This window comes from Actinomyces sp. ICM39, assembly GCF_000282935.1.
GTDB lineage: Bacteria > Actinomycetota > Actinomycetes > Actinomycetales > Actinomycetaceae > Pauljensenia > Pauljensenia odontolytica_B.
In genome coordinates this window covers 1-13,266 of the sequence record NZ_ALCB01000116.1, presented here as the reverse complement: position 1 = coordinate 13,266, position 13,266 = coordinate 1, and the positions used below count along the sequence as shown (strand labels likewise).

Annotated in this window: 7 protein-coding genes and 1 tRNA gene; 5 read left to right on the top strand and 3 right to left on the bottom strand. The window is 67.1% G+C overall.

The window, feature by feature from the left end:
- Window positions 1–164: 164 nt before the first annotated feature.
- Window positions 165–240: transfer RNA gene (locus HMPREF1137_RS07735), tRNA-Arg, on the bottom strand.
- A gap of 100 nt (window positions 241–340) precedes the next feature.
- On the opposite strand from HMPREF1137_RS07735, the gene HMPREF1137_RS07730 reads away from it, so the two are divergent.
- The gene (locus tag HMPREF1137_RS07730; protein WP_009053994.1) at window positions 341–796 is read left to right on the top strand and encodes a ribose-5-phosphate isomerase; all 456 of its coding nucleotides are present in this window, start codon (window positions 341–343) and stop codon (window positions 794–796) included.
- Window positions 797–1,114: 318 nt separating this feature from the next.
- Here the strand turns inward: HMPREF1137_RS07730 and HMPREF1137_RS10280 are convergent, their stop codons facing one another.
- Window positions 1,115–1,582: a hypothetical protein gene (locus HMPREF1137_RS10280; protein WP_133124165.1), complete on the bottom strand. Its 468-nt coding sequence runs from the start codon at window positions 1,580–1,582 to the stop codon at window positions 1,115–1,117.
- A 53-nt stretch (window positions 1,583–1,635) separates the two neighbouring features.
- Entirely contained in the window at window positions 1,636–2,895 is a 1,260-nt protein-coding gene (locus HMPREF1137_RS07725) for an Nramp family divalent metal transporter (RefSeq protein WP_009054050.1), read from the bottom strand.
- Between the two features lie 170 nt (window positions 2,896–3,065).
- On the opposite strand from HMPREF1137_RS07725, the gene argS reads away from it, so the two are divergent.
- From argS to HMPREF1137_RS07705, 4 genes are all read left to right on the top strand, one after another.
- Window positions 3,066–4,745, top strand: a complete 1,680-nt coding sequence (gene argS / locus HMPREF1137_RS07720) for an arginine--tRNA ligase (RefSeq protein WP_009054043.1) — start codon at window positions 3,066–3,068, stop codon at window positions 4,743–4,745.
- 4 nt (window positions 4,746–4,749) lie between these two features.
- Entirely contained in the window at window positions 4,750–6,150 is a 1,401-nt protein-coding gene (gene lysA / locus HMPREF1137_RS07715; RefSeq protein ID WP_009053972.1) for a diaminopimelate decarboxylase, read from the top strand.
- Window positions 6,151–6,526: 376 nt separating this feature from the next.
- The gene (locus HMPREF1137_RS07710) at window positions 6,527–8,641 is read left to right on the top strand and encodes an N-acetylmuramoyl-L-alanine amidase family protein (RefSeq protein ID WP_034497365.1); all 2,115 of its coding nucleotides are present in this window, start codon (window positions 6,527–6,529) and stop codon (window positions 8,639–8,641) included.
- A 238-nt stretch (window positions 8,642–8,879) separates the two neighbouring features.
- Window positions 8,880–13,217, top strand: coding sequence for a S8 family serine peptidase (locus tag HMPREF1137_RS07705; protein WP_009054041.1), 4,338 nt, complete (start codon window positions 8,880–8,882; stop codon window positions 13,215–13,217).
- Window positions 13,218–13,266: the final 49 nt, after the last annotated feature.

The window sequence follows — 13,266 nt, the reverse complement described above, 5'->3', positions numbered from 1 at the left end:
CAGTCCTTGGTTGACGATAAATACGCTCACTATTTTATGGGGTGGGGGAGCGGGGTGTGGAGTGTTCCAGGAGGTGGGAGTGGCCTCATCGACGAGGCCGGGGCGTGTTCGCTCGCGGGTTTTCGTTGGGTGGCGGCGGGCATTGCGAGGTATCTGGATATGAGTGGCACCCCGAACAGGACTCGAACCTGCGACCTCTTGCACCGGAGGCAAGCGCTCTATCCGCTGAGCTATCGGGGCAGCTCGGTCAGTTTAGCAGGGTTTCATACAACCACGCGTGACGGTGATGTGTGCCATACTAGTGGACGTTGCTTGTTTGAGAACTCTTCAGGAGGATCCCATGCGCGTTCATATCGGCACCGATCACGCCGGTTTCGAACTCAAGGAAAAGGTTGTCGCGCACCTGCGCGAGGCCGGTCACGATGTCGTCGACCACGGCGCCGACACCTACGATGCGCTCGACGACTACCCGCCGTTCTGCATCGAAGCCGCCCAGGCGGTCGTCGACGAGCCGGGCAGCCTCGGCATCGTCATCGGCGGTTCCGGCAATGGTGAGCAGATGGCGGCCAACTGCGTGGAAGGCGTGCGTGCCGCCCTCGTGTGGTCGGACGCGACCGCGCGTCTGGCCCGCGAGCACAACGACGCGAACGTCGTGGCCGTCGGTGCCCGCCAGCACAGCGAGGAAGAGGCTCTGGCCCTTATCGACGCGTTCCTGGAGACCCCCTTCAGCGGCGACGAGCGCCACCAGCGCCGCATCGACCTGATGAAGGACTACGAGCGCTCCGTGCGCGCCTGATACCTCAGGCGTTGGTGCATGCGCTCCTAGCGCTGATACACACGAAGCGGGGCCGGTGAATGATCACCGGCCCCGTTTTGTGTGCTTGCTGTGCATGCCGTCTTTCTGTTGCCTCCGCTGGCGTTGTTTCGTGCGATGTGTGTCGGGGCTGCGGCCTGACAGTGAAAGAAACATCGCCCCAGCACGCCGCTGTGCTGAGAGTGCGGTAGCTCCCGTGAAAGAAAAACCACCCCAGCAGGTCACTGTGTTGTGTGTTCGATGGCCTTCGTGAAAGAAAAACCACCCCTGCTCGCCGAAATAGGGGCAAAATCAGTGGTTTTAGGCGAGCAGGGGCGATTTATATTTCATGCCGGCAGGCGCAATCCCAAGCAGGGGCGATATTTCTTTCAGAGCATCCCAATCACCATGCGACATGGTGGACATGAACGCCGTGTGAGTGCCAGCGCGAGCTTTCCGTGGCCCAAGCAGGTGGTTGCGATGAAGATGAAGCGCTCCGTGAGCGAAACCGCCGCTGGTGGCGCGACACAAGTCGCCCAGCTTCGATTGCTCAAACCCACAGCGAGAAAAAAGTCGCCCTGCTGCGAGTGCCTGCGCAGAAAGCGTGACAATTTTCGCCCTGCGTGCCGAAAATGGCTCAAAAAGGGCGATTTTTGCGGTACAGGGCGAGTTTTGTACCGGTTCGGACAGACCAGCATATGTGCCGGGTGAGTTTTGTCCCGGTTGGCGCGCGACAAGGTCCACCGGGGTGCCCAGGTTGCTGACCTCCTCGCAACCAAGCGCTGCCATATCTGGCCCAGTGGCAGCGCCCCGCACGAACAACCTGGCCCAGGCCTCGTCCCTTATCCCTGGCCGGTGAGGGTGAGATACACGAGGAACAGGTTGAGCGCAACGATGACGGCTGCGATAAGGAAGCCGGTGACACGCAGGGGACGATTGTTCGCGTAGCTGCCCATGACCTCGGGCGAGGCGGTCAGGCGCATGAGCGGGATGATCGCGAAGGGGATGCCGAATGACAGGGCGACCTGCGAGACAACGAGGGCCCACGTGGGCTCGGCGCCCGCGCCCAGAATGATGAGCGCCGGGATCAGGGAGATGAGGCGGCGCGCCATGATGGGCACGCGAATGTGGAGGAGGCCGTTCATGATCTCGGAGCCAGCGTAGGCGCCCACCGACGTGGAGGCCAGGCCCGAGGCCAGTAGGCCGACCGCAAACACGGTGCCGACGATGGGCCCGAGCGTGGAGGAGATCGCGGCGTGCGCACCCTCGATCGTGTCGGTGCCGCTCTGGCCGGCCAGCGCCGCGGCCGCTAGGAGCAGCAGGCCGATGTTCACCAGGCCCGCGATGCTCAGCGCCCAGTAGATGTCGATGCGGGTCGCGCGCAGCAGGCGCGAGAGGTGTCCCGAGGAGTGTCGGGCGTCGCCGGTGGAGGGGCCCAGCTCGTGGGCCTCGTGGTCGTTGACGAGGGAGGAGTGCAGGTAAACAGCGTGCGGCATGACGGTTGCGCCCAGCATGGATGCGGCCACGAGGACCGAGTCGGTGCCCTGGAAGCGGGGGAGGAGCCCGCCGAGCATACCCGAGGGGCTGGGCGGCGCGACGAAGAGACCCGCGAGGAAGCCGAGCGTGATGATGATGAGCAGGCCGACGATGATCGTCTCGAACTGGCGCTGTCGCCCGCCGCCCTGAACGAGCAGAAGGGCCATCGACACGACGCCGATGATGACGCCGCCCCACAGGAGGGGGACACCGAACAGGAGGTGGAGGGCGAGCGCGCCGCCGATGACTTCGGCCAGGTCGGTCGCGGCGGCCACGATCTCCGCCTGGAGCCAGAACGCGATGCGCCCGGGCTTGCCCATGCGCGCGCCCAGCAGGGCGGGCAGGGACTGGCCGGTGACGAGGCCGAGCTTGGCGGAGAGGTACTGGATGACCATCGCGAAGATGTTTGAGGCCACGAGAACCCACACGAGCAGGTACCCGTAGCGCGCGCCCGCCGTGATGTTGGCGGCGACGTTTCCGGGGTCGACGTAGGCGACGGCCGCGACGAAGGCGGGGCCGAGGAGGGGGATGAGCTTGTGGCGATGCTCGGTGTCCGTGGCGCTCACGGGAATCCTCACTATAGGTAGAAAAATATTCGGCTACCCGAAATATTACTCGCCTCGCGTCCCTCGCGGCGGGACGAAAGCCACCCAGGCGCGCCTCGTGTGTCCAGGTTTTCATTCGCGGACCCGGGGAGAGTTCGCGGATGGGAGCAAAAACCCCGTAGTCTAAAGGGGTGACTCCTGAAGAACTTGCTACTCTCATCCGCGCGACCCTGCTGGACGCTGCTGCCGCCGGTCGCATTTCGATCGACCCTTCGCTGGTCCCCGACCCCGTGACCGTGGAGCGCCCGCGCGTGCGCGAGCATGGCGACTGGGCGACCAACGTCGCGATGCAGCTCGGTAAGAAGGCTGGCATGGCGCCGCGCGAGTTCGCGCAGATCCTCGCCGACGACCTGGCCGCTGCCGACGGTATCGACTCCGTCGAGGTCGCTGGCCCTGGCTTCATCAACATCCGCCTGGGTGCGGGTGCGGCCGGCGAGCTGGCTCGCACGATCGTCGAGGCCGGTGCTGCGTACGGCCGCAACGAGACCCTCTCGGGCCGTTCGATCAACCTCGAGTACGTGTCCGCGAACCCGACCGGCCCCGTGCACCTGGGTGGCGCCCGCTGGGCCGCTGTCGGCGATTCGCTTGCCCGCCTCATGGCCGCCTCCGGCGCAGCCGTGACCCGCGAGTACTACTTCAACGACCACGGCTCGCAGATCGACCGCTTCTCGCACTCCCTCTATGCCCGCGCCATGGGCCGCGAGGTCCCCGAGGACGGATACGGCGGCCAGTACATCGCCGACATTGCCGACCAGGTCCGCGCCGACGCGCGCGCGGCCGGCGAGCCCGACCCGATCACCCTGCCCGAAGAAGAGGCCATCGAGGTCTTCCGCGCTCGCGGCGTCGAGCTGATGTTCGCGGAGATCAAGGAGCGCCTGCACACCTTCCGGGCAGACTTCGACGTGTTCTTCCACGAGGACTCCCTGCACGCCTCCGGCGCGGTTGCCGCGGCGATCGAGCGCCTGCGTGAACGCGGCGAGATCTTCGACGAGGGTGGCGCGGTGTGGCTGCGCACGACCACCTACGGTGACGACAAGGACCGCGTCCTCATCAAGTCGGACGGCCAGGCCGCGTACTTCGCGGGCGACGTCGCCTACTACCTGAACAAGCGCGAGCGTGGTGCGGATGCCGCCATCTACCTGCTGGGCGCCGACCACCACGGCTACATCGGCCGCATGATGGCGATGTGCGCCGCGTTCGGTGACAAGCCGGGCGAGAACCTGCAGATCCTCATCGGTCAGCTCGTCAACCTGGTGAAGGACGGCGAGCCCGTGCGCATGTCCAAGCGCGCCGGCACGATCGTCACCCTCGATGACCTCGTCGATGCCGTGGGCGTGGATGCTGCGCGTTACGCCCTCGTGCGCGTGTCGATGGACACGCAGGTCGACATTGACCTGGATCTGCTCTCGCAGCACTCCAACGACAACCCGGTCTACTACGTGCAGTACGCGCACGTGCGCACCTGCAACGTGGCTCGTAACGCCGCCGAGCATGGCGTCACTCGCGACGCTGGCTTCGACCCGGCCGCCCTCGACTCCGAGGCCGATGAGGCCCTGCTGGCCGCCCTCGCCCAGTTCCCCGCGCAGGTTGCGCAGGCGACCGAGCTGCGCGAGCCGCACCGCATCGCCCGCTACCTCGAGTCCCTGGCTGCGACCTACCACGCCTGGTACGGCCAGTGCCGCGTGACGCCTCGCGGCGACGACCCGGTCGAGCCCGGCCACATCGCACGCCTCTGGCTCAACGACGCGGTCACCCAGGTGCTGCGCACCGGCCTCGGCCTCCTCGGTGTGAGCGCCCCCGAGAGGATGTGACTCGGTGAGCGAGACGGCAAGCGTCGGTACCCTCACCTGCCCGACCCCCGATGAGCGCCCCGACCTGTGGCCGTGGAGCGCTTCTCGGGAGGGTGGCGTGCTGCGCGTGGGAGGCGTCGACCTGACCAGCGTCGCCGCCGACTTCGGCACGCCCACCTTCGTGCTCGACGTCGAGGCCATGTGCGGCCGCGCCCGCGTGTGGGCCTCGGCGATGGCCGAGGAGTTCTGGGACGGCTACGGCATGAGCGGCGGCGACGCCTTCTATGCTGGCAAGGCCTTCCTGAGCGCCGACGTCGCGCGCCTCGTCGCGGCCGAGGGCCTGGGTATCGACACCGCCTCGCTCGGCGAGCTGAGCCTCGCCTTGCGCGCCGGGGTGGACCCCGACCGCATCGGCCTGCACGGTAACAACAAGTCGGATGCGGAGATCCGCCTCGCCCTCGAGGCCGGTATTCACCGCATCTTCATCGACTCGATGGACGAGGTCCACCAGATAGAGCGTATCGCGGCTGACCTCGGCGTCGTCGCGCCCGTCATGGTGCGCCTGAAGTCCGGCATCCACGCGGGCGGCAACGAGTACATCGCGACCGCCCACGAGGACCAGAAGTTCGGCCTCTCCTTGGCCACCGGCCAGGCGTACGAGGCCGTGGCCGCAATCAAGGATGCGGCGCACTTGGACTTCCGGGGCCTGCACAGCCACATCGGCTCCCAGATCTTTGGGACCGAGGCCTTTGCCGAGGCCGCGCGCATCGTCATCGACTTCGCGGCACTCCTCAAGGCCGAGCTGGATCTCGACGTTCCCGCGATCGACCTGGGCGGCGGAGTGGGCATCGCCTACACGGGCCAGGATCCGATCCCGACCTCCCCGGTCGAGGTCGCCCGCGCGCTGGCCACCGTGGTGCGCGAGCGCTGTGCCCACCATGGCCTGCCGATCCCGCACGTGTCCGTGGAGCCCGGCCGCTCGATCGCCGGCCCGTCGATGGTCATGCTCTACCGCGTTGGCGTCGTCAAGGATATTTCCCTGAAAGACGGGGGAGTGCGCCGCTACGTGGCGATCGACGGCGGCATGTCGGATAACATCCGCCCGGTCCTCTACGACGCGGCCTACACGGCGACGCTCGCTAACCGCGATCCCGCCGATGTATCTGAACTCGTGCGCTGCCGCATCGTCGGCAAGCACTGCGAGAGCGGTGACATCATCATCCGCGACATCGACCTGCCGGCCGACATCACGGGAGGCGACCTGCTGGCCGTTCCTGCTGTCGGCGCGTACGGCTACTCGATGGCCTCGAACTACAACATGCTGACGAAGCCGGGCGTGCTCGCCGTCGAGGACGGATCCGCCCGTTGGTTTATCCGTCCGCAGACGGTCGACCATCTGCTGGCCCTCGACGCAGGCCTGGAGTAAACGTCGGCCCGGAGTAACCGCCGACCTGGAGTAAACAAAGTGCGAGACGGGGAGTGCCTACGGGCGCTCCCCGTTTTGTGTGCACTCCCCGTTGCCTGCCCTATCCCCAGGGGAGTCTTTCCCCCACAAATCCGCATGCAATTCCCCCATGAGTATTTCATGATTTGAAATCTGATCGTTGGTATTCTGCGGTTTTCGCGGGGTAGTGAAAATAGGGGTTGGGGGAATTGCATGCGAAATTGGGGGAGGGTCCGCAAGGTGAGTAGTCCGGCTTAGGTAAGCCTAGGTTTTGTTGTTACTGACAAACTCTAGGATGATGGGTGCAGCTGTGAATGCAGTCGAAATCCTGACAGTGACAATCGAAAGTCGAGGAACCATGCGCCGCACTGCCGCACGCATCGGCGTCGTCGCTGCTCTCGCCCTGTCCATGGGCGTGGCCGCGGTGAACGCCCCCTCCGCCCGAGCCGAGGAGCCCGGACTCGTCTCCGCCGCCCGCGCCGACAACGATGAGATGAACTACGCGATCAACCTCGCGGGCACGAACCCCGAGGACCTCCAGCGGGCCCTCGCCCTCGTCCCCGGAGCCGGTGGCGCCGCCCTGGCCTCGTACCCGGAGATTGGTACCTTCTTCGCGCAGAGCGCCACGCCCTCGTTCGCGCCCGACCTGGCCGCCGCCCTGCGAGCGGCCGGCATCTCCATCCACTCGATCGGTCCGACGCGCGTGGCCCCCGTCCTCTACTACGAGCGCGTCGATCTGCCCACCGACAAGAAGGACGAGGCCCCGCAGTCCGGCGCGGCAGGCGGCCTGAACTCCATGCGCGATGAGACCGCGAGCGCCGCTCCCACTGAAGCGAACGAGGAGATCTTCAACTGGGGTGCCGTCGCCATGCACGCGCGCGAGGCCGAGGCAGTCAACGTGAAGCGTGCCCCTGTGACCGTCGCGGTCGTGGACTCCGGCGTTGAGGACACGCATCCGGATCTGGAGGGACGTGTCGATACGTCGCGTTCGGTGAAGTGCTCGGTGAATGGTGTCGCCACGCAGGACTTCTATGGGTGGCGCGACGAGTTCTACCACGGCACGCACGTCGCGGGCATTATTGCCGCCAACCACAACGATATTGGTATCGACGGCATCGCCCCCCAGGCGACAATCGTCGCCATCCAGGCCACCAACGACAACCGCCTCATCTACCCCGAGTACGTGACCTGTGCGTTCATGTGGGCGGCGAGCCACGGGGTGGACGTCGTGAATAACTCCTACTCGATGGACCCGTGGGTCTATTGGAGCCCGACTGACCCCGAGCAGGCTGCGGGCCTCGAGGCGGCCACGCGGTCGATTAAGTACGCGCAGGACAAGGGCCTGGCGGTTATCGCGGCGGCCGGTAACGAGGGCGTCGACATCGACAATCCGTGGATCGACAACGGATCGCCGACCGATGTTCCCACGCCGACGAAGAATCGTGCGGTGGAAGGCAGTATCCGCGTTCCCTCCATGCTCGACGGCGTCGCCCAGGTCAGCGCGGTCGGTCAGGCGTACAACGTGAAGCCGGGCCTGTCTCTGGGCCGCGCCGAGTTCTCCAACTACGGTCACACGATTGATTTTGCCGCGCCGGGCGACCAGATCTACTCCACGGCCACGACGCTCTTCTACCGCAGCGGCTACGCGGTCGCCGACGGCACCTCCATGGCGACCCCGCACGTGTCGGGCGTCGCGGCCCTCATCAAGTCGGTGCACCCGGAGCTCACGGGCGCCCAGGTCATCAAGCTGATGGAGAGGCAGGCCCTGGCTAATTACGGACGCCTCAATGAGCCGATCGACGGCAGGGAGTACCGAGGCTACGGCTTCCTCGACGCGCTCGACGCGGTCGGCGAGGCCAAGGCTGGCACGTGGGTCAAGGATTCGATCGGCTGGTGGTACCGATACGAGGACGGAACCTACCCGGCCTCGCAAGCGGCTGAGATCGGCGGGGCGACCTACCGTTTTGACGCGCGTGGCTACATGGTGACCGGATGGGTGCTCGACGACGGCCGGTGGTTCTACCACGAGGCATCGGGGGCCCAGGCGTCGGGCTGGGCCAATGTGGACGGCGCTTGGTACTACCTGCAACCCCCCACGGGCATGATGGTCACGGGCTGGGTCAGCTGGGGCAACGACTGGTACTACCTCACTCCCTCCGGTGCGATGGCCACGGGCTGGGTGCAGGTTGGGGGCGTCTGGTATTACCTGACCGCCTCGGGTTCGATGGTCACCGGCTGGCTGAATGACGGTGGCACCTGGTATTACCTGGACGCGTCCGGAGCGATGGTCACCGGCCCACTGAATGACGGCGGCTCCTGGTACTACCTGGACGCATCCGGAGCGATGGTCACCGGCTGGGTGAACGACGGCGGCTCCTGGTACTACCTGGACGCATCCGGAGCGATGGTCACCGGCACTCGGCAGGTGGATGGTACGACCTACAACTTCGGTCCGGACGGTCGCATGCTGTAGGTTTTCGAGGCTACTTGTCAAGGCGGGGCTGCACACCCTCAGGTGTGCGGCCCCGCCTTGCTGTCATGAGGGCGTGGGGGTGGCGGGTAGGGGAGTGGTTACATGTAATTCTTGCCTCTGGCCAGGTGTTGACCAATTTAAGCGACGCTAAATTGTGGCGAGTGACAAACTAAAGCATGATAGTTCTGATGGGTACATTGTCGTACTCGCTAGACCCACAACTGAAAGTCGAGGAACCATGCGCCGCAATGTTGCACGCATCGGGCTCGTCGCCGCCCTCGCCCTGTCCATGGGCGTGGCCACAGCGACCGCCCCACCCACCCGGGCCGACGATCATACCGGCCTCATCGCGCCCGCACGCGCCAGCGCCGGCTTGATGAACTACGCCATCAACCTCAGCCCTCAGGCCAGCGCCGAGGACCTTGCGCGCGCGACCTCGCTCGTCGCATCCGCCGGTGGCGTCACGCTGGCCTCCTACCCGGAGCTGGGGACGTTCTTCGCCCAGAGCGAGTCGGCCTCGTTCGCCCCGGACCTGGCTGCAGCCCTGGGGAAGGCCGGAATTTCCGTGCACTCGGTGGGCCCGACGCGCGTGGCCGCCGTGCCCGAAGGGGAGCGCCAGGCATCTCCCGACCCGCAGCCGGCCCCGCAGTCCGGCGAGGCGAGCCCGGCTCAGTCCGGAGCCCAGTCGGGCGCTCAGTCCGGAGCGCAGTCGGGTGGCCCGTCCTCCATGCGTGGACAGAGTGCGACCGAGGCCGATAAGCCCGAGGAGGTCGTCAACTGGGGTGCCCAGGCGATGAGCGCCACCGATGCGGCGGCCGTGCCGATTGCGCACGCGCCCGTCACCGTCGGCGTCATCGACACCGGCATCGACGACACGCACCCCGACCTCGTGGGTCGCGTCGACACCTCCCGTTCCGTCTCCTGCGGGCACAACGGCATCCCCTCGCAGGCGTACGGGTCCTGGCGTGACGACTACTTCCACGGCACGCACGTCGCGGGTATCATCGCTGCCAACCACAACGGCATCGGCATCGACGGCATCGCGCCGACCGCGACCCTGGTGTCCATCAAGGCCTCCAACGACGAGCAGCTCATGTACCCCGAGTACGTGACCTGCGGCTTCATGTGGGCCGCCAGCCACGGCGTCGACATTGTCAATAACTCCTACTCGATGGATCCGTGGGTCTACTGGAGCCCGAGCGATCCCGAGCAGGCTGCCGGCCTCGAGGCTGCGACCCGAGCCATCGCCTACGCGCAGGGCAAGGGGCTGGCCGTCATCGCCTCGGCCGGCAACGACGGCATGGACAACGATAACGTCACCACCGACAGTGGATCGCCGACCGACCTCGACACCCCGATCAAGGACCGCCCCGTGAAGAACGGCGTGAAGGTCCCCGCCATGGTCGAGGGGGTTAGCCAGGTCAGTGCCGCCACGCGCACCAACGTCGAGACCAAGCCCGAGTGGGCGAACCTCAAGCGCGCCGACTTCTCCAACTACGGCAAGAGCGTCGACTTCACCGCGCCGGGACAGGACATCTATTCCACCGTTCCCACGTCGATCTTCTCCTCCGGCTACGCCAAGACCAGCGGCACCTCGATGGCCACGCCCCACATCACGGGCATCGCTGCGCTCATTAAGTCGATCCACCCGGGCTTCCAGGGCAAGCAGATCACCGACCTCATGCGCAAGCAGGCCGCCATGGAATACACGCGCCTGGAAGCACCCGAGGATGGCAAGGAATTCCGCGGCTACGGCTTCATCAACGCGCTGACCACCATGCGCCGCGACCAGCCCCAGCCGACCGTCCAGACCCTGCAGTACCGGGTCGGTAAGGGTGAATGGAAGGACGTGCACGGCGCGACTCTGCCGGCCGGTCCCGTCACCTTCTACACCGAGGCCATCGCCCCGATCAGCCACCTGCACATGGACGTCGCCGGCCTGGCTGCCGTCGACCGCGACGGCTCGGGCAAGTACTTCGACACGGCACTGGGCGTCTCGATTGAAAACGTGGACCTCAGCGCCCTCCTGCCCGAGGGAACGGACTCCGTGACCGCCCGCGTCCAGGTCAGCGCCACCGGCATCAACTTCGATCGCCAGGCCGATGACGACACGGGCCGCGAGGCCGTCTTCACCGTCGCGCGCGACCCGAACGCCGCCGTGACGCCGGCCCCCGCGCCCGATGCTGACGCGACGCCCGCGCCGTCGGGCCCCGCCAAGGCCGGTATCACCGCCCCTGCGCGCAGCACCGACCAGCTGCCCGCCAACTACGCGGTCAACCTGCCCAAGGGCACCGATAACGCCACCTTCCAGCGCGCGGCGGCCCAGGCCTCGTTCCTGGGAGGACTCGTCCTGGCCCAGTACCCGGCCTTCGGCACGTTCTTCGTGCAGTCGGCATCGCCCACCTTCTCGCCCGACCTGGGCGCGGCGCTCGTGAAGGAGGGGATCAGCTACGACTCGATCGGCCCGACCCGCCAGGCGCCCGTCGGCGGTAACGAGGCCGTGGTTCCCATCTCCTACGAGACGCGAGTCGCGGCGGACGCGGCGATCGCGGCCGCGCCCCGCTCCCAGGGAGCGCAGGGTGACCAGGATGCTGCCCTCACCCCGGACCCGCAGACCGGCAACGGATGGCACCTCCAGGCCCTGCGCGCCCTCGAGGCGCAGGGCGTGGACGTCATGCGCGCGCCCGTCACGGTGGGCATCATGGACCAGTCCGTCGATGACACCGTGCCGGACCTGGTCGGACAGGTCGACCACGACAAGTCCGTGTCCTGCTCGTTCAACGGCATCCCGAACCGCGACCCCGCCGCGTGGCGCTGGGACGACGCGACCCACGGCACGCACGTGGCCGGCTCGATCGCCGCGAAGCACGATGGCGTGGGCGTGGACGGCGTGAACCCGACCCTGCGCATCGCCGCGATCAACGTGGCCTCGCGCAACGGCGGATTCTTCTACCCCGAGTACATCGTGTGCGGCTTCGTGTGGGCCGCCGACCACGGCATCTCGGTCACCAACGGTTCGTACTACGTGGACCCGTGGAAGTACTGGCTCCCCAACGATCCCGAGCAGGCCGCGGGCCAGGAGGCCGTGCAGCGCGCGGTTGACTACGCGACCTCGAAGGACGTCATCAACGTGGTGGCCGCCGGTAACTTCTCGACGGACCTGGACAACCTGCCCACGACCGACGACTCGGCTCCCGGCGATACCTGGGGTGCGCACGAGCGCGACGTGACGGGCGCCGTCTACATGCCGCCGAAGCTGCGCGGCACGCTTTCGGTGTCCGCGCTGCAGCTGCCCGAGGGCGCCGACCCAGCCACCGGCGTGCTCGAGCCGGCGTCCTGGTCGAACTGGGGCGCGACGAGCGTCGACTTCGCTGCCCCCGGCGCGAAGATCTACGCGCCGCTGACGAGCTGGTACGGCAAGGCCTACGGCAACCTGTACGGCACGTCGCAGGCCTCGCCCCTGGCGGCCGCCGTCATTGCGACGCTGCGCCAGGTCCACCCGGAGATGAACGCCGAGCAGATTATCGCCCTGGCGAAGAAGCAGGCGGGGGATCCGTCGAACTGGGATCGCCTCAAGCCCGTCGAGGGCCGCGAGTACCGGGGCGCGGGCCTGCCCAACGCCCTGGACGCTGTCCTCAAGGATCAGGCGAAGCCCGTCATCGGCAGCGTCGAGTACTCCACCGATGGCACCACGTGGCAGCCACTGGCGGGGGAGAGCGTGGCCGGACGCGTCTCCATCCGCGTGACCGTCACCGGTCCGGTGACCTCCGCGCGTCTCCTCGTCGGTGAGCGCGAAGTCGCGATCGGCGTGGGCAACGGCGCCTTCGAGGGTAACTCGGTGACGCTGCAGGCCGACGGCGTGGATGTGTCCCACCCGAACGGCACGGGACGCTTCGCGGGCGCTGCGACGGTCACGGTCGAGGCCTCCGGGCGCAACGCTGATCCGCGGGCCGACGACGACGCGACGCTCCAGGTTCCCTTCACCGTCAGCCCCGACCAGGTCGGCCCGGACGAGGCCCGCTCGGGTCGCTGGGTGTCCGGCGCGTTCGGCTGGTGGTGGCGCTACGAGGACGGCACCTACCCGACCTCGACGCAGCTGCGCATCGACGGGGCGATCTACCGCTTCGACGCGCGCGGCTACATGGTGACCGGCTGGGTCAGCGAGGGCGGCCACTGGTTCTACTACGGACCCTCCGGTGGCCAGGCAGCGGGCTGGGTGAGCGTGCGTGGCACCTGGTACTACCTGGATCCCATCAGCGGCGAGATGGCGAGTGGTTGGACCAAGGTGCGCGACACCTGGTACTACCTGGGCTCCTCGGGCGCGATGCGCACCGGCTGGATGCGCGACGGCTCCACCTGGTACTACCTGGCTGATTCTGGTGCGATGGCCACGGGCTGGGCGCGCATCGGTTCCTCCTGGTACCACTTCGCCACCTCCGGCGCGATGAGCACCGGCTGGGTGAAGGACGGCGGCTCCTGGTTCTACCTGTCTTCCTCCGGGGCGATGGTGACCGGGGCACGCTGGATCGACGGCACGCGCTACGTGTTCGACGACGAGGGACGCCTCCAGGAGTAGGCATCACGAGGCCGGGGCTTCCTCCCGGCTGAACGCTCAGGGGCCGCGC

Excerpts from the sequence above, each read along its gene's own strand:
- HMPREF1137_RS07730 (WP_009053994.1), top strand. The coding sequence starts at position 341 with ATGCGCGTTCATATCGGCACCGATCACGCCGGTTTCGAACTCAAGGAA.
- HMPREF1137_RS10280 (WP_133124165.1), bottom strand. The coding sequence starts at position 1,582 with ATGGCAGCGCTTGGTTGCGAGGAGGTCAGCAACCTGGGCACCCCGGTG.
- HMPREF1137_RS07710 (WP_034497365.1), top strand. The coding sequence starts at position 6,527 with ATGCGCCGCACTGCCGCACGCATCGGCGTCGTCGCTGCTCTCGCCCTG.
- HMPREF1137_RS07705 (WP_009054041.1), top strand. The coding sequence starts at position 8,880 with ATGCGCCGCAATGTTGCACGCATCGGGCTCGTCGCCGCCCTCGCCCTG.